The 19,944-nt window shown below is 70.1% G+C and carries 18 protein-coding genes and 2 tRNA genes; 6 read left to right on the top strand and 14 right to left on the bottom strand.

Annotated features, from left to right (window positions below):
• Positions 1–21: 21 nt before the first annotated feature.
• The 12 genes from ASE76_RS16760 to ASE76_RS16705 form a co-directional block, all read right to left on the bottom strand.
• Positions 22–2,097 carry a bifunctional diguanylate cyclase/phosphodiesterase gene (locus ASE76_RS16760; protein ID WP_168389267.1) on the bottom strand — a complete coding sequence of 692 codons (2,076 nt, stop codon included), beginning with the start codon at positions 2,095–2,097 and terminating at the stop codon, positions 22–24.
• A 103-nt stretch (positions 2,098–2,200) separates the two neighbouring features.
• Positions 2,201–2,830 (bottom strand): exosortase H-associated membrane protein, encoded by a 630-nt coding sequence (locus tag ASE76_RS16755; protein WP_055842405.1) that lies wholly within the window; start codon positions 2,828–2,830, stop codon positions 2,201–2,203.
• A gap of 5 nt (positions 2,831–2,835) precedes the next feature.
• Positions 2,836–3,345: an exosortase H gene (gene xrtH, locus ASE76_RS16750; protein WP_055842119.1), complete on the bottom strand. Its 510-nt coding sequence runs from the start codon at positions 3,343–3,345 to the stop codon at positions 2,836–2,838.
• Between the two features lie 164 nt (positions 3,346–3,509).
• Positions 3,510–3,585, bottom strand: a tRNA-His gene (locus tag ASE76_RS16745).
• A gap of 64 nt (positions 3,586–3,649) precedes the next feature.
• Positions 3,650–5,569 carry a SurA N-terminal domain-containing protein gene (locus ASE76_RS16740; RefSeq protein ID WP_055842115.1) on the bottom strand — a complete coding sequence of 640 codons (1,920 nt, stop codon included), beginning with the start codon at positions 5,567–5,569 and terminating at the stop codon, positions 3,650–3,652.
• A 75-nt stretch (positions 5,570–5,644) separates the two neighbouring features.
• Positions 5,645–5,720, bottom strand: a tRNA-Val gene (locus ASE76_RS16735).
• A 13-nt stretch (positions 5,721–5,733) separates the two neighbouring features.
• Complete coding sequence (locus tag ASE76_RS16730; RefSeq protein ID WP_055842112.1) at positions 5,734–6,006, bottom strand: HU family DNA-binding protein; 273 nt, start codon at positions 6,004–6,006, stop codon at positions 5,734–5,736.
• 324 nt (positions 6,007–6,330) lie between these two features.
• Positions 6,331–6,897, bottom strand: a complete 567-nt coding sequence (gene pgsA / locus ASE76_RS16725; RefSeq protein ID WP_055842108.1) for a CDP-diacylglycerol--glycerol-3-phosphate 3-phosphatidyltransferase — start codon at positions 6,895–6,897, stop codon at positions 6,331–6,333.
• Positions 6,898–6,971: 74 nt separating this feature from the next.
• Positions 6,972–8,987, bottom strand: a complete 2,016-nt coding sequence (uvrC, locus tag ASE76_RS16720; protein WP_055842106.1) for an excinuclease ABC subunit UvrC — start codon at positions 8,985–8,987, stop codon at positions 6,972–6,974.
• A 46-nt stretch (positions 8,988–9,033) separates the two neighbouring features.
• Complete coding sequence (locus ASE76_RS16715) at positions 9,034–10,086, bottom strand: CapA family protein (RefSeq protein WP_236698505.1); 1,053 nt, start codon at positions 10,084–10,086, stop codon at positions 9,034–9,036.
• Complete coding sequence (locus ASE76_RS16710; protein ID WP_055842103.1) at positions 10,083–10,400, bottom strand: hypothetical protein; 318 nt, start codon at positions 10,398–10,400, stop codon at positions 10,083–10,085. The genes ASE76_RS16715 and ASE76_RS16710 overlap by 4 nt, the downstream gene beginning before the upstream one ends.
• A gap of 205 nt (positions 10,401–10,605) precedes the next feature.
• On the bottom strand, positions 10,606–11,175 hold the full coding sequence (locus ASE76_RS16705; RefSeq protein ID WP_055842099.1) for an STM3941 family protein: 570 nt from the start codon (positions 11,173–11,175) through the stop codon (positions 10,606–10,608).
• A 73-nt stretch (positions 11,176–11,248) separates the two neighbouring features.
• Between ASE76_RS16705 and earP the strand changes: the two genes are divergently transcribed.
• The gene (earP, locus tag ASE76_RS16700) at positions 11,249–12,316 is read left to right on the top strand and encodes an elongation factor P maturation arginine rhamnosyltransferase EarP (RefSeq protein ID WP_082448677.1); all 1,068 of its coding nucleotides are present in this window, start codon (positions 11,249–11,251) and stop codon (positions 12,314–12,316) included.
• Positions 12,317–12,423: 107 nt separating this feature from the next.
• Positions 12,424–12,978, top strand: a complete 555-nt coding sequence (gene efp, locus ASE76_RS16695) for an elongation factor P (RefSeq protein ID WP_055842096.1) — start codon at positions 12,424–12,426, stop codon at positions 12,976–12,978.
• An 80-nt stretch (positions 12,979–13,058) separates the two neighbouring features.
• Here the strand turns inward: efp and prpR are convergent, their stop codons facing one another.
• Positions 13,059–14,999 (bottom strand): propionate catabolism operon regulatory protein PrpR, encoded by a 1,941-nt coding sequence (gene prpR / locus ASE76_RS16690; protein WP_156362839.1) that lies wholly within the window; start codon positions 14,997–14,999, stop codon positions 13,059–13,061.
• A gap of 172 nt (positions 15,000–15,171) precedes the next feature.
• On the opposite strand from prpR, the gene ASE76_RS16685 reads away from it, so the two are divergent.
• From ASE76_RS16685 to ASE76_RS16670, 4 genes are all read left to right on the top strand, one after another.
• A complete protein-coding gene (locus ASE76_RS16685) occupies positions 15,172–16,368 on the top strand; it encodes a CaiB/BaiF CoA-transferase family protein (protein WP_055842090.1) in 1,197 nt (398 codons plus the stop codon).
• Positions 16,369–16,382: 14 nt separating this feature from the next.
• Positions 16,383–17,339, top strand: a complete 957-nt coding sequence (locus tag ASE76_RS16680) for a hydroxymethylglutaryl-CoA lyase (protein WP_055842087.1) — start codon at positions 16,383–16,385, stop codon at positions 17,337–17,339.
• Between the two features lie 80 nt (positions 17,340–17,419).
• On the top strand, positions 17,420–18,409 hold the full coding sequence (locus ASE76_RS16675; protein WP_055842086.1) for a tripartite tricarboxylate transporter substrate binding protein: 990 nt from the start codon (positions 17,420–17,422) through the stop codon (positions 18,407–18,409).
• Between the two features lie 65 nt (positions 18,410–18,474).
• A complete protein-coding gene (locus ASE76_RS16670) occupies positions 18,475–19,470 on the top strand; it encodes a tripartite tricarboxylate transporter substrate binding protein (RefSeq protein WP_055842083.1) in 996 nt (331 codons plus the stop codon).
• A gap of 25 nt (positions 19,471–19,495) precedes the next feature.
• On the opposite strand, the gene ASE76_RS16665 is transcribed toward ASE76_RS16670, so the two are convergent.
• Positions 19,496–19,942: a GNAT family acetyltransferase gene (locus ASE76_RS16665; RefSeq protein WP_082448676.1), complete on the bottom strand. Its 447-nt coding sequence runs from the start codon at positions 19,940–19,942 to the stop codon at positions 19,496–19,498.
• Between the last annotated feature and the right edge of the window lie 2 nt (positions 19,943–19,944).

Raw genomic sequence — 19,944 nt, 5'->3', positions numbered from 1 at the left:
CCGCGGCCGGCAGGGCGCCGTTCAGCCTGCCGCCAGCAACTGCAGCAGCGCTTCGGGCCGCTGCGGCCGCGCGAACAGGTAGCCCTGCGCCGAGGTGCAGTGTAGGTGCCGCAGCCGCTGCGCCACCGCGTCGGTCTCGACCCCCTCGGCCAGCACGTCGAGCCCCAGGCTCAGCCCCAGCGAGATGATGCCGCGCACGATCGCGGCGTTGTCGGGGTCCTCGATCAGGTCGTGCACGAACGACTGGTCGATCTTGATCTTGTCGAACTTCACCCGCCGCAGGTAGGAGAAGCTGGAGTAGCCGGTCCCGAAGTCGTCGATCGACAGCTTCACGCCCAGCGCCTTCAACCGTCGCAGCGTGGCGGTGACCAGGGCGTTGTCGTGCAGCAGGGCGCTTTCGGTCAGCTCCAGCTCCAGCCGGTCGGGCGCAAGTCCGGCATCGACCAGCGCGTCTTCCACCTGCTGCAGCAGCACGCCCCGCTGGAACTGGCGAGCCGACAGGTTCACCGCCATCACCAGGTGCGGATAGCCCGCGTCGTGCAGCAGTCGCAGCTGGGCGCAGGCGGCATGCAGCACCCAGCCGCCCAGGGGCTCGATCAGGCCGGTGTCCTCGGCCAGCGGGATGAAGACGTTCGGCGGCACGCTGCCGTGCTCGGCATCGTCCCAGCGGCACAGCGCCTCGAAGCCGACGATGCGGTTGCTGGCGAAGTCGATCAGGGGCTGGTACTCCAGCCGCAGGCCCTGGGTGTCGATCGCGTGGCGCAGCGCGGCCTCCAGCCGCAGGCGGGCCAGGGCGGCGTCGTTCATCGCCGCGGTCGCGAAGTGGTAGGCGCCCCGGCCGCCCTGCTTGGCCGCGTGCAGGGCCGCGTCGGCACAGCCGAACAGGGCGTCGTAGTGGTCGCCGTCGCCCGGGTACAGCGCGATGCCGATCGACAGCGACACGCTCATCGGCAGGTCGCCCAGTGCGAGCGGCGCGCCCACCTTCTCCATCAGCGTGCGGGCCACGCCCGCCGCCTCGACCGAGTTCTCCACGCCCGGCAGCGCCACCAGGAATTCGTCGCCGCCCAGCCGGCCCACGACCGCCTGCAGGCCCGCGGCGGCCTCCAGCCGCTGCGACACGGTGCGCAGCAGCTGGTCGCCCGCCACATGGCCGAGCGAATCGTTCAGCATCTTGAAGTTGTCGACGTCGATCACCATCAGCGCCAGGCCGCCGCCCTGGGCGCGGGCGTTGTCCAGGGCCACCGCGGTGCGCAGCGCCGTCTGCACCCGGTTCGGCAGGCCGGTGACGATGTCCTGCGTCGTCAGGGCGGCGATGCGCGCCTCGGCCGCCTTGGTTGCGCTCAGGTCGGCCATCACCGCGATGTAGTGGGTGATCGCCCCCTCGTTGCGGTGCTGCAGGGCCGACAGGGTGAGTTGCTGGGCGAACGTCTGGCCGCTCTTGCGCCGGTTCCACACCTCGCCGATCCAGCGGCCCTGCGCGGCGGCCTGGTCCCACAGCGCTCGCCGCTCGGGCTCGTCCAGCTGGCCGGCGGTCAGCAGGCGCGGGTCGAGCTGCAGGGCCTCTTCCTGGCTGTAGCCGGTCGCCTCGCAGAACGACGGGTTCACCATGATCACCTGCAGGTTGGCATCGGCGACCAGCACGCCGTTGGTGCTGTGGTCGAGCAAGCGGCCGGCCAGCTCGAGCTTGGTCGACAGGGTGCGCATCGCGGTCACGTCCTGGCGCAGCACCAGCAGGCACTGCCGCTCGCCACCGGCACCGAAGACCGGCACCCGCAGCACCTCGCAATGGCGCGGCGGCTGGCCGGTGCCGGGCCACAGCTCCTCCTCGCGGGCGCTGCGCCCGGCCAGCCAGACCGCTTCTTCCTGCAGGGCGGTCAGGCGCAGGAAGGCGGCCATCGGATGCCCGCGGTCCGCCAGCTCGATCGAGGTGGAGCCGACCGGCGACTCGGCCGCACCCAGCCAATCGCACAGGGCCGCATTGGCCAGGATCCAGCGGCCGGTGCCGTCCTGCACCCCGACCATGTCGCGCAGGTTGCCGGCCAGGAGCTGCAGCAGTTCCCGCGCCGCGCCGTCCGAGGAAAGATCGACATTCGTCATCGCGGCCTCCTGCCGGTGGCCCGGAACCGCGACGCTTCCGGTGACGTTGGGTCGCATGCTGCGGCCCGCCGACCGGCGACGGAGCGTACGAAGGCCGGCAAGCTCATGCGCGCGCTGCCACCGGCCGCCAGGGCGCCGCGATGGCCTGGAAGAATTCGCGGTCGAGCAGCAGCCACACGGCCACCGGTGCCAGCGTCGGCAGCACCAGCACGCCGAACTGGTAGCCGTAGGCGATGCCCTCCAGCTGCCACTGCGACACGCCCAGCGTCCCCGGCGTTCCGGCCGCGGCCATCGCCATCTGCTTGAGCAGGTCGAACGCCAGGCTGAAGGCCTGGAACGGCAGCAGCACCAGGTAACCGAGCAGCGCCCGCCGCACCAGCGCCCGGCTGCGCGCCGCCAGCAGCAGCGCCAAAAACACCGGCAGGCCGTAGGCGTAGTGGCCCGGCTTCGCACTGACGTCGATCTCGCCGCGCACCTTCCCGGCGGGGCCCTGGGTGACCACCTCCAGCCGGGTTTCCACGTCCATGCGGTCGGGGCTCAGCCGAACCGCACGGATCCAGTAGGGCGCGCCGGCTTCGAGCCCAATGCGGGCGAGCATGGCCGAGGGATACGACGTCCAGGGCGACACCGCGATCCAGCCGGCCGTCAGCACCACCAGCCACACCAGGCCCAGCAGGAAGAACCTGCGCAGCGAGGGCACCGGCCGCGCACCTGCGGCGACAGCGGGAGCCATGGTGGTCATGCCGCAGGAGCCGTCGGCGTGCCGGATGCCACCGGCCGGATGCCCTTGACCCACCACAGCCAGACCACCAGCACGTCCAGCATGATCAGCGCCTGCCAGAGGTACTCGTGGGCGAAACGGAACGCGGTGTCGTTCCACTGCCCCAGGTAGAACAGGCTGATCACCCGCACCACGTTGAGCGCCTGCACCGCCACCAGGCCGACCGCCAGGCCCCGCAGCTTGTGCCGCCAGCCGGCGGGGAACGCCACGATGGCCGCGACCAGCACGATGCAGGCCTCGATACCGTTGCAGCCCGGCTCGATCGACACGCCGAATCCGGTGATGGTGTTGAACAGCACCTTGCCGGTGGCGGCGGTCGTGGCATCGAACGCGGTGACAAGCCAGGCGCAGGCATGCGCCAACGCGGCCGTCCACGGAAGCACAGCGTACTGCTGGACCGGGTTCAGCATGTTGATGCCGAAGAGAGAGGCCTGGACGCCCAGGAAGATCAGGAAGAAGCGAAGCATGGTGTGCGTAACATACAGCAACAAATCGTTCGTGCGCCGACTTTACAAACCAGAGCTTACGCAAAGTGCCTGATGGTTGCACCCGGGTCCACCATAGGAACAGCACCGAGAAAGCAGGCAAGAACGAAAACGGCCTCCGCAAGGGAGGCCGTTTCACTGAATACTGGGGTGGCTGATGGGGCTCGAACCCACGACAACAGGAATCACAATCCTGGACTCTACCAACTGAGCTACAACCACCGTAAGAACGCGATTATAGCGCGGCGCGCAGAAGGTTCGGAAATTTCTGCGCGTCGGCGTGGGGTCAGCCCTCGACGGTCGAGGCCGCCGGGCGGTCGGCCTTGATCCGGACCTTCATCTTTTCCTTCAGCAGCTCGTAGTAGGCGGCGCCTTCGGCCGAGCTCCACCATTGCACCACCTGGGCACGGTCGCGGGCCTGGTTGTCGCCGGTGGCGGGCTGGCGCGCCTCGACCTTGTTGACACGGACGACGGCATAGCCTTCCGCGCCCAGATCGACGCCTTCGAATCCCGGCAGCGGCGCTGCGGCGACGCGCATCGCGGCATCGACCACGGCGCGGGGCTGCTGCTGGGGATCGCTGCGCGAAACCGTCACCGCCGCCGGCAGGCTGGCCTTCGCAGGGTCGGCCTTCCAGGCGGCCAGCTTGGCTTCGCCGTCCTTGCGCGCCAGTTCGGCGGCGCGCTGGGCGGTGGCCAGTTCGCGCACCCGTGCCTCTACCGCTTCGAAGGCCGGCGTCTGGGCCGGGGTGTGGCGGACGATGCGGGCGGCCGCCAGCTGGTTCGGACCGATCTCGATCGCCTCGGTGTTGCGCTTCTTCTCGATCGCATCGGCGGAGAACAGAGCCTCGAGCAGACGCGGGTTGGCCAGTGCGCCCACCGCACCCGGGGCCGGCGTGCGGGCCACGTTGGCGGCGGTGCGCACCGTCAGCTTCAGGCGTTCGGCAGCCGGCTGCAGGCTTTCGGCTTGTTCGTAGACCGTGTTGGTGAACGTCTCGGCGGCTTCGGAGAACTTGGCCTGCGCCTGCTGCTGGCGGTACTCGGCTTCGAGCTCGGGGCGCATCTCGGCGAAGGTGCGCACCTTCGGGGCCTTGATGTCGGTCAGCATGATGATGTGGTAGCCGAAGTCGGAGGCGACCACGTCGCTGATCTCGCCCTTCTTCATGGCGAAGGCCGCGTCCTCGAAAGGCTTGACCATCGCGCCGCGGGCGAAGAAGTCCAGATCGCCGCCGTTGGCGGCAGAGCCCGGGTCCTGCGAGTTCTTGCGGGCGAGTTCGGCGAACTGCGCCGGGTTCTTGCGCGCGGCCGCCAGCAGCTCGTCGGCCTTGGCCTTGGCCTTGTCGCGTTCCGCGGCAGGCGCGTCCTTGGCGACGGTCAGCAGGATGTGGCTCGCGCGGCGCTCCTCCTGGCCGGCCAACTTGGCCTGGTTCTGTTCGTAGTAGGTGCGCAGGTCCGCTTCGGTCGGCACGATGGTCTTCTTGATGCTTTCGAGGTCGAGCACCAGGTATTCGACGTCGGCCTGTTCCTGCACCCGGAACTGCTGCTGGTGCTGCTGGTAGTAGGCCTGCAGGTCGGCATCGGTCAGCGATACCTTGGCGGTGAAATCCTGCGGCTTGAATTGCGCGACCTGGATCGTGCGCTTCTCGAAGAACGGGTCGAGCGCGGCGTTGGCCTGGCCGGTGGAGGCGAAGGCGGTGGCCTGCACCGAGTCGATGATCTGGCGCAGCGCCAGTTCCGAGCGCACGCTGGATTCGTACATCTCGGGGGTCATGCCCTGGCGCTGCAGCGCCTCGCGGTACTGGGCCATGTCGAGCTTGCCGTCGGGGCCGCGCAGCGCGGCGACGCCCGGGTCGTCGTGCAGGGTACGGGCCAGGCGGGCATCGCTCGGCAGGATGCGCTTCTGCTCGGCGGCGATGCGCAGCACCCGCTCCCGCACCAGACGCTCCAGCGACGAATAGCGGGCCTCGGGCGAATCGAGGAGGCGGGGATCGACGTTGGGCGACTGGGCGCGCATGCGTTCGATGTTCTGGCGGTGGGCCGCGTCCCAGTCGCCCTGGGTGATGTCGTGTCCGTCGACCGTGGCCACGGTGGCGCTGGCCGACATCGACTGCCTGTAGCCGTCCACGCCGAACAATACGAAGGACGGGATGATCAGCAAGAACAGCACGATCATCACGATCTTCGAGTGCTTGCGGATGGACTCAAACATGGGATTCTTTCAACGACGATGCGGAGCGGAAAAAGGAAAAGGCGAACCAGGGTTCGCCTTTTGCTGTGTCGGTGGTGGTGGGTGCTGAGGGGCTCGAACCCCCGACCTACGCCTTGTAAGGGCGCCGCTCTACCAACTGAGCTAAGCACCCCACGCGACAGGAATCAGTTCAACGCATCTTTCAATGCCTTGCCCGGACGAAACTTCGGTACTTTAGCAGCCTTGATCTTGATGGTGTCGCCGGTGCGGGGATTGCGGCCGGTACGCGCGGCGCGCTTGCCCACCGCGAAGGTGCCGAAACCGACGAGCGACACGGTTCCACCCTTCTTCAGCGTGGTCTTGACGGCGCCGATGGTGGACTCCAGCGCGCGGGTGGCGGCGGCCTTGGAGATGTCGGCGTTCTTGGCGATGTGCTCGATCAGTTCGGTTTTGTTCACAGGATCCCCTCGAAGAGATAGGCGTTGACCGGAGTCGGGTAGGTGGAATCTGGTTCTTCCCCTTGCTCGCGGCCCGTGTTGCGCGGGCTGCAGTCGAGTGGGCGGAAGAGGACTGGCGTGAAGCGCAGTGCGTCAGATTAGAGCTACGGACAAAGGTGGTGTCAACAGGAAGAAGTCTGCCGTCTTGCGACGGCGCGGAGCCGGAATTCTAGACGGTTTTACCCCCGGTGCAGACCCCTGCGCGCCCGCGTCTCCAGCCGGGATGACCCGGGTTTGCAACAGCTGCCGAAGGACCGCACGCAGGTACTTGCGGCGACCGGCTTTTCAACGTACGCGCGCCCGTATTTCCGGCAACGCCTTCTGCAGGTAGTACACCATCGACCAGATGGTGAGCAACGCCGCGATCCAGATCAGCACGATGCCCCAGAGGCCGGTGTCGACCACGCCGAAGAGCGTGCCCTGATAGAGCAGGAACGGGATCGCGACCATCTGCACCGTGGTCTTGACCTTGCCCAGCATGTGCACCGCGACGCTGCCCGACGCGCCGATCTTGGCCATCCACTCCCGCAGCGCCGAAATGGCGATCTCGCGGCCCACGATGATCAGCGCGACGAAGACGTCGGCCCGGTGCAGATGCACCAGCACCAGCAGCGCCGCGCACACCAGGAACTTGTCGGCCACCGGGTCCAGGAATGCGCCGAAGGACGAGGTCTGGTTGAGCTTGCGGGCCAGGTAGCCGTCGAGCCAGTCGGTCGCGGCGAAGACGACGAACATGACGGTAGCCAGCAGGTTGCGCATCGGCTCGGCCATCGGCAGGTAGAACACCCCCACGATCAGCGGGATCGCGATGATCCGCGTCCAGGTCATGATGGTGGGGATGGTCCAGAACATGGACCGATTGTGCCACCCGGTCTTCGGGCCGAACGCGTGCAGATGTACCGGCCGCCGCCTGGGCGGACCGCCGCTCAGTGCAAGGCGCGGTAGATGTCTTCGGCCAGCTCGTGCGAGATGCCCTCGACCCGCGCGATGTCCTCCACGCTGGCCGCCGCCACGCCGCGCACCCCGCCGAAACGCTGCAGAAGCCGCGCCCGCTTCTTGGCGCCGATGCCCGGGATGTCCTCCAGCTGGCTGCCGCCCACCCGGATCTTGGCGCGCTTGGCGCGCATGCCGGTGATGGCGAAGCGGTGCGCCTCGTCGCGGATCTGGGCCACCAGCATCAGCGCGGCCGAGTCGCGTCCCAGGTAGACCTTCTCGCGGCCGTCGGCGAAGACCAGTTCCTCCAGACCCACCTTGCGCCCCTCGCCCTTCTCCACGCCGATGATCAGCGCCAAGTCGAGGCCCAACTGCTCGAACACCTCGCGCGCCATCGACACCTGGCCCTTGCCGCCGTCGACCAGCACCAGGTCGGGCATCCGCGCGGTCTTTGTCGCGGGATGGTCGGGGTCGGCCGACTCGCGCGCCGCCTCGGCCAGCTTGGAATAGCGGCGGGTCAGCACCTGGCGCATCGCGGCGTAGTCGTCGCCGCCGGTGATGCCTTCGATGTTGTAGCGCCGGTACTCGGCATTCTGCATCTTGTGGTGCTGGAACACGACGCACGAGGCCTGCGTCGCCTCGCCCGCGGTATGCGAGATGTCGAAGCACTCGATGCGCAGCGCATCCAGGTCGTCGGGCGCCAGATCGAGCGCATCGGCCAGCGCACGGGTGCGCGCCTGCTGCGATCCCTCTTCGGCCAGCAGCCGCGCCAGCTGCAGCTCGACGTTCTTCTGCGCCATCTCCAGCCAGATGCGGCGCTGCTCACGCGGGTTGTGCACCGCCGACACCTTGTTGCCGCTCTGCAGCGTCAGCGCCTCCACCAGCATGCGGTTCACCGGGTGGCTGGTGATGAGCGCGGGCGGCACCGGCACGCCCAGGTAGTGCTGGGCGATGAAGGCTTCTAGCACCTGCACCTCGACCGGCTGGCGCGCAGGGGCGGTGACTGAAGCGGCGGCACCGGCCTCGCCGTCCGTGCCGGCGCCGTCGTCGGCTTCCGCGGCGTCGGCAGCTTCCTCGGCCTCCATCAGTGCCGCAGCATCCTCCACGTGCACCGGGAAATACGGCCGGTCGCCCAGGTGCCGGCCGCCGCGCACCATCGCCAGGTTGACGCAGGCGCGGCCGCCCTGCACCTTCACCGCGAGGATGTCGGCGTCCTTGTCGGTATCGGTCTCGACCGACTGCTGGTGCAGCACCCGCGACAGCGCGGTCATCTGGTTGCGCAACTCGGCCGCCTGCTCGAACTCGAGCCGCTCGGCATGGCCCATCATCCGCGTCTCCAGCGCGCCGATGACCTGCTGGGTGTCGCCGCGCAGGAAGCTCTCGGCATGCGCCACGTCGACCCGGTAGGCCTCGGGCGAAATCAGGTCCACGCAGGGGCCCGAGCAGCGCTTGATCTGGTAGAGCAGGCAGGGCCGGGTGCGGTTGGCGAAGACCGTGTCCTCGCAGGTCCGCAGCCGGAACACCTTCTGCAGCAGCTGGATCGATTCCTTCACCGCCCAGGCGCTGGGAAACGGGCCGAAGTAGCGGTGCCGCTTCTCGACCGCACCGCGGTAGTACGCCACCCGCGGGAAGGTGGTGCCGGGCGATGCGGCCACCGCGCCGCGCTGCTCCGGGTTGCCGGTGATCTTCAGGTACGGATAGCTCTTGTCGTCCCGGAACAGGATGTTGTAGCGCGGGTTCTGCGTCTTGATCAGGTTGTTCTCGAGCAGCAGCGCCTCGGCCTCCGAGCGCACCACCGTCGTCTCCATCCGCACGATCTTGCTGATCATGTGGCCGATGCGGGTGCCGCCGTGGTTCTTCTGGAAATAGTTGGCGACGCGCCGCTTCAGGTTGCGCGCCTTGCCCACGTAGAGCAGGCCGCCGGCGGCGTCGAAATAGCGGTAGACACCCGGCAGCGCGGGCAGCGCCGCGACCTCGCTGAGCAGTTGATCGGAGTGCACGTCGGACATGGCGCCTATTGTGGCCGCGGCCCGGGCCGGGATCGGCGCCGGGCGGTCAGTTCCCCACAGCTTTGCAGGTCGATACCGCGCCGTCGCCGCGCTGCCAGCAGGGCGTGGCCGCGTAGCGCACCGGGTGCGGAACGCCGTCGCGGTCGAGCCGTACCGGATCGGTCCGCAGGCTGCGCACGCCGCGGCGGTCCAGTTCCAGCCGCAACACCCAGCCCCGGGTCTGGGCCGGGTTGTCGAGCGCGTCGATCATGAAGTTGCCGACGCTGTAGACGATGGGTACACCGCGGTGCAGCTCCACCTCCTGGGTCACATGCGGATGGCCGCCGATCACCGCGTCGGCGCCGGCCGCGACCATGCGCTGCGCCAGGTCGCGCTGCCGGTCGGTGGCCGTGCGGTCGTTCTCCCAGCCCCAGTGCATCACCGGCACCACCAGGTCGGCGCGGTGCACCGTGCGCGCGGCCCGAATGTCGTCCTCGACCTGCTCGTCCTCGCTCCAGGCGATGCCGGGCGCCCGGGCCTCGGCCTCGAAGCTGCGCGGCATGAATTCGTTGTAGCCCAGCAGGGCGATGCGCAGGCCCTTGCGCTCGACGACCAGCGGAGTGTGCGCCTCGCGCAGGTCGCGCCCGCCGCCGAAGCGGCCGATGCCGCTGCGGTCGAGCAGCGCCAGCATCTCGGTGAACGCCGCGCGGCCGAAGTCGCCCGAGTGGTTGTTGGCGATCGAGACCGCGTCGATGTGCCGGCGCAGTACCGCCAGCGTCCGCGGATGGGCGCGGAAGTTGTAGATCTTGTCGGAGGCGGTGCCCTGCGTGGCCACCACGCATTCGAGGTTGGCCAGGCGGATGTCGGCCCGCAGCAGATGCGCGGTGGCGGCGAAGGGGTCGCGCCCCCGGGCGATGGCGCGGCCGGGCCACCCGTCCAGCACGACGTCGCCCGCGAAGACCAGGCTGACGGGCGCGTCGTCTTCGGCGGCCGGCGCGGCGGCAGCGGCTGCGGGATCGGCCCCGCGGATTTCCTCGGCACGCACCGCGCCGACCTGCACCATGCCGGCAGCGCCGGCCCGCAGCACCAGGCGTCGGGAAACGGAAGGCGGCCGCGTCATGGCAATCTGCAGGCGTAGTGCAACTGCCGCTCCAGCGGCGGCGCGATCACCGTGTGCTCGCCGGTGAAGCCGCCCGGCAGCGGCGCGCGGGAGAACGGCGGCAGGTACCGCGCTTCGTGCAGCAGCACCGGCTGCCGCGGCGTCTCCAGATAGACGTAGACCTTGACCGTCTCGATCCGCGGCGCCCGGCCGCGCACCACGGCCTTGAACCGGAACCGCTCGTCGATGCCGACCGCCTCGGCGGTGTACGGATCGGTGTCGGGCGCGACCGCGATGGTGCGCACCGTGCCGCCGTACGAAACAGCGCACAGCACGGCCGGATCGGCAGTGGCAGTGGCAGTCGGGGGCTCAGGTTCGTCCCGGCCCGCGGCGGGTGCCGAAAACGGAACCGCCAGGGCCACGAGCAGCGCGGTCGCGACGCCGCCGGCACCGCGCGATCTGCACGAGGGCGGTGGGCATCGCGGAGCGGTGTGGCGCGCCATTCGATAGCTCCCTGCGGGACCGGCTGTCCGGTGCCGATCAGATCGCCGGTGCCGCGGCCGGCACCGCGCCGCCGTAATGCCCCCGGTACGCATGCGCCACCTGCACCAGATCGTCGAAGCCGATCCGCAGCGCGCCCGCAGGAATCGCGACAGGGCTGCCGCACAGCCGGTGGTCGGCCTCGGCCAGCGTGCGTCCCAGCGCGGGCGCCCGGTCGAGCAGGGCCTGCGCATCGGCCACCTGCACCACCAGCGTGAACTGGTGGCGCACCTTCAGCACCGCCAGCCCGGTGATGCCCGACCAGGCGATGCGCCCGGCCTGCACGCTGCTGATCTGGTCGACGATGCCGTCGGCGTCGAAAGTCAGGCCCGGCGTCCGGTCGGTCCAGCCGCGCCAGCCCAGGCGCAGGCACAGGGCCATGCCCGCCCAGGCCAGCGCACTCAGCACCCGTACCGGCACCAGGCTCTCGAAACGGCTCTGGCCGGCGAGCCAGGCGGCGTCGCGCAGCAGCAGCCACAGCCCTGCCGCGGCCAGCGCGGCGGCCGCCGTCAGCAGCAAAAGCGCTTTGGCGCGGCTTCGTTCGAGGGCGAGCGATGGGGCGATGTTCATGGCGGGATTATCGGCAGGCGGCGCCGCCCGCCCGCGGCCGCCGCCGACAATGCGCGGACAAGGACACGCACGCATGCAATGGGACCTCTTCTGCCGGGTGATCGACAACTACGGCGACATCGGCGTCTGCTGGGGGCTGGCCGCCGACCTGGCCGGCCGTGGCGAGCGGGTGCGGCTGTGGATCGACGACCCGGCACCGCTCGCCTGGATGGCGCCGGGCGGTGCGCCGGGGGTGGAGGTGCTGGCCTGGCAGCCGGGCCGCACCGCGGGCCTGTCGGCCCCCTGCGAGGTGCTGGTGGAGGCCTTCGGCTGCGATCCCGATCCGGCTTTCCTGGCCGGCGCAGCGGCCCAATCCAGACCGCCGGTCTGGATCAACCTGGAATACCTCTCGGCCGAGGCCTATGTCGAGCGCTGCCACGCCCTGCCCTCGCCGGTGATGCAGGGGCCGCTGGCGGGCGCGACCAAGTGGTTCTTCTACCCCGGCTTCACCGCGGCGACGGGCGGGTTGCTGCGGGAGCCCGGGCTGACCGCGCGGCAGGCAGCGTTCGACATCGCCACCGCCCGCCACGCCGCGGGTGCGGCGCCCGGCGACCTGCTGGTGCAGCTCTTCTGCTACGAGCCGGCCGCCTTGGCCGAACTGCTCGCCCGGCTGGCCCACGGACCGCAGCCGGCGCGCCTGCTGGTGGCCGCCGGACGGCCCGCGCGTGCCGTCGAGGTCGCGATTGCAAGCGAAAAGTGGCTGCAGCCGGCGTCCGGTGCCGACCACCTGCTATCGATTTCGAAGTGCCCGCCGGTACCGCAACCCGCATTCGACGAACGCCTGTGGACGGCCGACCTGAACTTCGTGCGGGGCGAGGATTCGCTGGTGCGGGCGCTGTGGGCCGGCAAGCCCATCGTCTGGCAGGTCTACCCGCAGGACGACGGCGCCCATGCCGAGAAGCTCGACGCCTTCCTCGACTGGCTGCAGGCCCCCGCCAGCCTGCGCCGGTTCCACCACGTCTGGAACGGCACCGCGCCGGGCCCGTTGCCGGCCTTCGACCTGCCCGCTTGGCAGGCCTGCGCCACCGCCGCGCGGGCCCGGCTGCTCGCGCAAGACGACCTGGCGACGCAGCTGTGCCGGCTGGCAGCGCAAAAACAGTAAAATCCGAGGCTTTGCGCAATTCGGGCAGCGACTGCCTGGTGGCGCCCCGCCGGCTGCCCCCTGGGCCGCAGCCGGCCTGCAACCCAGCCCCAACAGGCCTCCAACCTATGAAAATCGCTCAAGAAATCCGCGCCGGCAACGTCATCATGCACGGCAAGGACCCGATGGTCGTCCTGAAGACCGAATACAGTCGCGGCGGCCGCAACTCGGCCACCGTGCGCATGAAGCTGAAGAGCCTGATCGCCAACTTCGGTACCGAAGTGGTCTTCAAGGCCGACGACAAGATCGACCAGGTCATCCTCGACAAGAAGGAATGCACCTATTCGTACTTCGCCGACCCGATGTACGTCTGCATGGACGCCGACTACAACCAGTACGAAGTCGAAGCCGAGAACATGGGCGACGCGCTCAACTACCTCGAAGACGGCATGACCGTCGAAGTGGTGTTCTACGACGACAAGGCCATCTCGGTCGAACTGCCGACCAGCGTCGAGCGCGAAGTCACCTGGACCGAGCCCGCCGTCAAGGGCGACACGTCCGGCAAGGTGTTGAAACCCGCCAAGATCGCCACCGGCTTCGAAGTGCCGGTGCCGCTGTTCGTCTCGCAGGGCGACCGCATCGAAATCGACACCCGCACCGGCGAGTACCGCAAGCGCGTCTGAGCGGCTTCTCTCCGCGTGGCGCGTTCGGCGCCGCACCGCAAAGGCTCCCTCGGGAGCCTTTTTTGCTTTCTGCGCCCGCCTCATCCGCCGGCGGCGCCTTCTTCGGAGCCCTCCTGCAGCCAACGCCACAGCGTGGACCGGCTCACCCCCAGCCGGCGCGCGGCGGCGGCCCGGTTGCCGCGGCTGGCCTGCAGCGCCTGCTCGGCCCGGCCGCGGGCCGAGGCCGCCGCATCGCCGATCGGCGGGTCGCCGCCGGCGAACAGCTCCGGACAGTCGTGGCGCAGGCCGTCGTAGACGATCTCGTCGGTCTGCCCGAACTGCGCCAGGAACACGGCGGTGCGCTCGCCCAGGTTCTCCAGCTCGCGGACGTTGCCCGGCCAGCCGTAGGCCTGGAAATGCGGCAGCAGCGGCGCCAGCGCGCGCTGCGCCGGCAGGTCGGAGCCCAGGCGCCGCAGGCCGGCCGCCACCACCGATTGCAGCAGCGGCGCGATGTCGGCCCGGCGTTCGCGCAGCGGCGGCAGCGGCAGGCCCAGCAGGTTGATCCGGTAGAACAGGTCCTGCCGGAAGCGGCCTTCGGCCACCATCTCGCGCAGCGGCTGGTGGGTGGCGGCGACGATCCGCACGTCCACCGGAATGGCGGCGGTGGCGCCCAGCCGGGTGATCTCGCGTTCCTGCAGCACCCGCAGCAGGCGGCTCTGCAGGGCCAGCGGCATGTCGCCGATCTCGTCGAGGAACACGGTGCCGGTGTGCGCCGTCTCGAACAGGCCGCGCTTGCCGCCGCGGCGTGCGCCGGTGAAGGCACCCTCCTCGTAGCCGAACAGTTCGCTCTCCAGCAAGGTTTCGGGAAAGGACGCGCAGTTGATCGCGACGAAGGGCCGCGGCGCCCGCCCGCTCTCGTTGTGGATCGCCTGCGCGAACAGCTCCTTGCCGACCCCGCTTTCGCCCAGCAGCAGCACCGTCAGGTCGGTGCGGGCGAAGCGCCGGGCGGTCTCCACCGCGCGCAGGAAGGCCGGGCTCTGCCCCGCCAGCGTGGCGAAGCGGTGGCGGGCGGTGCCCTGGCGGCGGCGCTGCTGCATCCGCAGGCTGGTGTCGGCCTCCTGGATGCTGTGCGCGTCGTAGAGGGTCAGTGCCGCGCCGACGATGCGGCCCTGCTCGCGGATCGGGGTGCGGTTGACCACCCAGTCGCGGTCGGCGAAGCGCTGCACCGCGGCCCGTTCCTCCAGGCCCTCGTCCAGCGTGTGCTGCAGCGACAGCGCCGGCTGCAGCGCATCGAGCGCCATGCCCAGCAGCGTGCCGTGCCCGCCGCCGCCCAGCAGCCCGGCCATCGGCGGGTTCACCGCGATGATGCGGTTGCCGCCGTCGACCGCCAGCACCGCGTCCTGCAGGTTGTGCAGCACGCCGTTCAACTGCTCGTAGCGGCCCGCCTCCAGCCGGGCGACGCGGGCCAGTTCGATCGCATCCTCGAAGCCCTGGCGGATGCTGGCGAGCGAATAGGCCAGCAGCCCGTGCAGCCCGGCCTCTTCCGCCAACTCCACCACCAGGCTGGAGCCGACGATCACCCGAAACCCGTCCTGCCGCAGCATCTCGAAGCGCTGGCGGGCGTCGCCGGGGGTGCGGTAGGCGTACTGGGTGATCTCGATGTTGAGCAGGTCCTTGACCGCGTCCAGCGCCGGGATGGTCTGGCCGTACATCACCACGCCCACCCGGCTGGCGATGCGCCGCGCCTGCAGCAGCGCCTGCAGGATGTCGAAGCCGCCCAGCTGGATCGTCGCGACCGGCGCCTGCAGGCCGTTGCGCAGGATGCTGGCGTTGGAGCCGGCGCTGACGAAGGCATCGACCGCGCCGCGGTCGATCCGGTCCTGCGCGATGGCGAGCGCGCCGCCGAAAGTGCCGTCGACCACCTCGATCTCGGCCCGGTCGGCGTATTCGGCCACCACCGGGCGGGCGAACTCCCGTATCTGCCGGTAGCTCAGGAAACACAGGCGCGGCAGGGCCGGGCGGGGAAGCGAAGGGTTGCGCATGCGGCCATGGTCGCATGAAACATCGCTGCGACGCATCCTCGTCTTCCCGCAACGCCCGCAGGTGCGGGCTCCTGCAAAAGGCCCAATCGAATCAAGCACTTGCAGCCGGCGCGGCAGTTGGCACAGCGCGTGCAATCCCGCTCCGCATACGCAGCCCTTTCGGAGACATGCCTTGGCACTCGAACACATCACCGTCCTCGACCTCACCCATATGCTGTCGGGCCCCTACGGCACCATGCTTCTGGCCGACCTGGGCGCCCGCACGATCAAGGTCGAGCCGCCCGGCGCCGGCGAAGGCACCCGCCGCCTGCTGGAGCACGATCCCGACTACTCCCGCGACGGCATGGGCGCCTACTACCTCACGCTCAACCGCAACAAGCAGAGCGTCTGCGTCGACTTGAAGAGCGAGACCGGCAAGGCGGTGTTCCTCGACCTGGTGCGCCAGGCCGACGTGGTGTTCGACAACTTCAGCGTCGGCGTGACCGAGCGCCTGGGCATCGACTACGCGACGCTCTCCAAGGTCAACCCGCGGATCGTGACCTGCTCGGTCACCGGCTTCGGCCAGACCGGGCCGCAGACCCAGCGGCCGGCCTTCGACCAAGTGGTGCAGGCGATGGGTGGCGGCATGTCGATCACCGGCACGCCCGAGAGCGGCCCCACCCGCAGCGGGATCCCGATCGGCGACCTGGGCGGCGGCATCTTCGGCGCGATGGGCGTGCTGGCGGCGATCGCCGAGCGCGAGCGTACCGGCCGCGGCCAGCACGTCGACGTCTCGATGCTCGACGCGCAGATCTCGCTGCTCAACTACATGGCCACGATGCACCTGATGTCGGGCATCGTGCCCGACGGCATCGGCAACGCCCACTTCGTGCACGTGCCCTACAACAGCTACCCGACGGCCGACGGCCATGTGATCGTGGCCTGCATCGGCGATGCGTTCTTCGAGCGCTTCGTCGAGTTCATCGACATCCCGGAACTGCGCGATCCGGAGTACCGCAAGCAGCCGGTGCGCTTCGCCGCCAAGGCGCGGATCGACGCGCTGATCTCCGACAGGCTCAGGACCGAAAGCACCGCGCACTGGCTGGAGCGGCTGCGCGCGGCGCGCATCCCCTGCGGTCCGGTCAACGACTTCGCCCAGGCGCTGGGCGACGCCCAGGTGCTGGCACGCGACATGGTGGTCGAGGTGCCGCTCAAGACCGGCGACACGGTACGCATGCCGGGCAACCCGATGAAGCTCTCGGCCGCGCCGCAGGCCACCTACACCTGCCCGCCCGCATTGGGCGAGGACACCACCCGGGTGCTGCGCGACCTGCTGGGCTATTCGCCCGAACGCCTGGCCGAGCTGCAGGCCACCGGCGCCATCGCCTGACAGGAGTTCATCCCATGGAACAGATCCACATCACCGACGTTTCGCCCCGCGACGGCCTGCAGAACCAGCAGATCGCCGTCTCCACCGACGCCAAGCTGCGTTTGATCGAACTGCTGGTGCGGGCCGGCGTGCGGAGCGTCGAGGCGACCAGCTTCGTCTCGCCCCGAGCGGTGCCGCAGATGGCTGACGCCGCCGACCTGGTGCCGCGCATCCGCGCCGCCGTGCCCGGCCTGCGCACCTCGGTCCTGGTGCCCAACCTCAAGGGGCTGGAGCGGGCCCACGCCGCCGGCGCCCAGGAGATCGCGGTGGTGCTGTCGGCCACCGAGACGATGAACAGCAAGAACATCAACATGGGCCTGGACGCCGCGACCGGGGTGAGCGAGCAGACATTGCACGCCGCCCACGCGCTGGGCCTGCGCACCCGGGCCTACGTGGCGGTGGCCTTCGACTGTCCGTTCGAGGGCGAGACGCCGCTCGTCACCGTGCTGCGCCTGGCGGCCCGGATGCAGGCGGCCGGCGCCGGCGAGATCGTGATCGCCGACACCATCGGCTCGGCCTCGCCCGGCCAGGTGAAGGAGCGGATGCGGGCGCTGACCGGCGTGGTGCCGCTGCAGCAACTGGCGGTGCATTTCCATGACACCCGCGGCATGGGCGCGGCCAACGCCTGGGCCGCGCTGGAGGCCGGCGTGCGCCGCTTCGACGCCAGCGTCGGCGGCATCGGCGGCTGCCCGTTCGCGCCCGGCGCGGCCGGCAACCTGGCGACCGAGGACCTGGTGCTGCTGGCAGAGCGCAGCGGCTTCTCCACCGGCATCGCCCTGCCCGGCCTGCTGGCCGCGATCGATTTCGCCGAGGCGACGCTGCAGCGCGCCCTCGGCGGCCGGTCCATCGCCTGGCTGCGGCGCGAGCAGGCGCGCGCCCAAGGCGCATCCGCTGCGGCCGCCACCATTACGCCGGAGGCCGCGACCGCCTGAGCCCGCGCTTCCCCGGCGCACCGGCGCCGAACCCCGATCCCGATCCCTACAAGAACTTCCCGCAGACGGAGACAACCGACATGACAGCCCCATTTCCCACCCGCCGCCACGCACTCGGCGCCCTGGCCGGCGCCGCGCTCGCCGCCGCACACGCCACGCTGCCGGCCTGGGCGCAAGCGCCGCTGCACGCCGACGGCAAGCCGGTCACCCTGGTCGTGCCTTATGCGGCCGGCGGCGGCACCGACATCGTCGGCCGGCTGATGGCCCAGAAGCTCGGCGAGCTGTGGGGCCAGACGGTCATCGTCGACAACCGCACCGGCGCCAACGGCGTGATCGGCTCCAGCTACGTGGCCAAGGCCGCGCCCGACGGCCACACGCTGCTGCTGGTGGTCGGCTCCCACGCGATCAACCCGGTGCTGATGAAGAGCGTGCCCTACGACACCGCAAAGGCCTTTACCCCCATCACCAACATCGCCAGTTCGCCGATGGTGCTGGTGGTGGCCGCGCGCGGCCCCTACAAGGCGCTGCCCGACCTGCTGCAGGCGGCCCGGAAGGACGACATTCCGGTCGGCTACTCCGAAGGCCAGACGCGCCTCACCGGCGAGCTGATCCGCCAGGCCGGCGGCCTGAAGATCACCGGCGTGCCCTATAAGGGCGGTGCGCCCTTGATGGTCGACATCATCGGCGGCCACCTGCCGGCCGGCTTCACCAGCGTGCTGACCGCCCTGCCCCATGTGCAGGCCGGCAACCTGCGGGTGCTGGGCGTGGTGGCCGACCAGCGCATGGCGCTGTTCCCCGACGCGATGACCTTCCAGGAGGCGGGCCTGCAGGGCGTCGAATCGCTCAACTGGTACGGCCTGTTCGGCCCGGCCCACCTGCCGGCCGAGACGGTCGCGAAGATCCGCGAGGGCCTGCAGACCGTCACCCGCGACCCGGGTGTCGCCAAGCAGATGCAGGACCAGGGCGCGCGGCTGGTGCTCGACACGCCCGAGGCCTTCCAGGGCTTCCTGGCCCGCGAGACCGGCAAGTGGACCCAGGTGGCAAAGCGCGGCGGCATTCAGGCCGAGTAGGCACGCGCGCCCCGGCGCCGGCGAACGAACGAACGAACGAACGACAACAACGACGGAGACAGACCATGAACGCATCCCCCTCCCGCCGCAAGGCGCTGCTCGCGCCGCTGGCGCTGGCGCTCGGGCTGGCGGCGCCGCTGCTGGCGACGGCCCAGGCCGGCGACTACCCCAACAAGCCGATCCGCCTGATCGTGCCCTTCGCCCCCGGCGGCGTGACCGACACCGGCGCCCGGGTGGTGGCCGAGCGGCTCGGCCAGCGGCTGGGGCAGCAGGTGGTGGTCGACAACAAGCCGGGTGCCTCGGGCAACATCGGCACCCAGATGGCCGCCGTGGCACCGCCCGACGGCTACACGCTGGTGGTCGGCTTCGACGGCACGCTGGTGATCAACCCGCACGTCTTCGCCAAGGTGCCGTTCGATCCGGTGAAGGACTTCGCGCCAGTCAGCAAGATCGGCGACGCGGTGCTGGTGATCGTCACCAACCCCACCGTGCCGGCCAGGAACCTGCAGGAGCTGGTGGCATATTCCAAGACCTTGCCGGGCGGGGTCTCCTACGGCAGCGCCGGCACCGGCAGCACGCCGCACCTGGCGGGCGAGCTGCTCAAGCAGCGCACCGGCGCCCAGTTCACCCACATTCCGTACAAGGGCGGCGGCCAGGCGATGGCCGACGTGGTGGGCGGCACCCTGCCGATGCTCTATACCGCGGTGGCGGGTGCGTCGGCCTTCATCCAGAACAACCAGGTGCGGCCGATCGCGGTGTCGAGCAGCACCCGGCTGGCCTCCTTGCCCAACGTGCCGACGGTGGCCGAATCGGGCGTGCCGGGCTTCGAGGCCAGCTCCTGGATCGGCATCCTGGCCCCGGCCCGGACGCCCCAGCCGATCGTCGACCGGCTGCAGCGCGAGATCGACGCGGTGGTGCACATGCCCGACATCCAGGCCCGCCTGGCGACGCTGGGCATCTCGGCCGTCGGCAACACGCCGGCCGAGTTCGGCGCCCAGATCCAGTCCGACCTGCGCAAGTATGCGGAGATCGTGAAGGGGTCGAACATCAAGATGGAGTGACGCAGCCGGAGGCCGGCGCGGGCGTTCAGTCGGGGATCAGCCGCTTGCCCAGGCTGACGGATGCATCCTGCACATAGCCCAGCCGGCGGTAGAACTCCAGCACTCCGGTGTTGCCGGCCCGCACCAGCAGGTTCACCTTGGGGCAGCCGCGCGCGAGCAGCATCCGCTCGGCCTCGTCCATCAGGCGGCGGCCGATCGAGAGGCGCTGCCGCCCGGGCGCCACCGCCAGGTAGTAGACCCAGCCGCGGTGGCCGTCGTAGCCGACCATCGCGCTGCCGACGACGGTGCAGTCCTGCTCGGCCACGAGGAACATCTCCGGTTGCACCGCCTGCTTGCGGGCGATGTCCTTGACCGGATCGTTCCACGGCCGCACCAGCCCGCAGGCCTGCCACAGCGCCACGACGGCGGACGTATCCGCCGCCGCGAAGGCCCGCAGACGAACCGCGGCCGGTGCGCCTTCTGCCCCCGTCACGC

It is taken from the genome of Xylophilus sp. Leaf220 (genome assembly GCF_001421705.1).
Lineage (GTDB): Bacteria > Pseudomonadota > Gammaproteobacteria > Burkholderiales > Burkholderiaceae_C > Xylophilus.
The sequence above is the reverse complement of the archived record's forward strand: the minus strand, read 5'-3'. Positions and strand labels throughout refer to the sequence as shown.

Bases quoted from the DNA above. Each gene is read 5' to 3' on its own strand.
- ASE76_RS16670 (WP_055842083.1), top strand. From the start codon at position 18,475: ATGAACGCATCCCCCTCCCGCCGCAAGGCGCTGCTCGCGCCGCTGGCG.
- ASE76_RS16680 (WP_055842087.1), top strand. From the start codon at position 16,383: ATGGAACAGATCCACATCACCGACGTTTCGCCCCGCGACGGCCTGCAG.
- ASE76_RS16740 (WP_055842115.1), bottom strand. From the start codon at position 5,569: ATGTTTGAGTCCATCCGCAAGCACTCGAAGATCGTGATGATCGTGCTG.
- pgsA (WP_055842108.1), bottom strand. From the start codon at position 6,897: ATGTTCTGGACCATCCCCACCATCATGACCTGGACGCGGATCATCGCG.
- prpR (WP_156362839.1), bottom strand. From the start codon at position 14,999: ATGCGCAACCCTTCGCTTCCCCGCCCGGCCCTGCCGCGCCTGTGTTTC.
- efp (WP_055842096.1), top strand. From the start codon at position 12,424: ATGAAAATCGCTCAAGAAATCCGCGCCGGCAACGTCATCATGCACGGC.
- earP (WP_082448677.1), top strand. From the start codon at position 11,249: ATGCAATGGGACCTCTTCTGCCGGGTGATCGACAACTACGGCGACATC.
- ASE76_RS16715 (WP_236698505.1), bottom strand. From the start codon at position 10,086: ATGACGCGGCCGCCTTCCGTTTCCCGACGCCTGGTGCTGCGGGCCGGC.
- ASE76_RS16760 (WP_168389267.1), bottom strand. From the start codon at position 2,097: ATGACGAATGTCGATCTTTCCTCGGACGGCGCGGCGCGGGAACTGCTG.
- ASE76_RS16755 (WP_055842405.1), bottom strand. From the start codon at position 2,830: ATGGCTCCCGCTGTCGCCGCAGGTGCGCGGCCGGTGCCCTCGCTGCGC.
- ASE76_RS16705 (WP_055842099.1), bottom strand. From the start codon at position 11,175: ATGAACATCGCCCCATCGCTCGCCCTCGAACGAAGCCGCGCCAAAGCG.
- ASE76_RS16675 (WP_055842086.1), top strand. From the start codon at position 17,420: ATGACAGCCCCATTTCCCACCCGCCGCCACGCACTCGGCGCCCTGGCC.
- xrtH (WP_055842119.1), bottom strand. From the start codon at position 3,345: ATGCTTCGCTTCTTCCTGATCTTCCTGGGCGTCCAGGCCTCTCTCTTC.
- uvrC (WP_055842106.1), bottom strand. From the start codon at position 8,987: ATGTCCGACGTGCACTCCGATCAACTGCTCAGCGAGGTCGCGGCGCTG.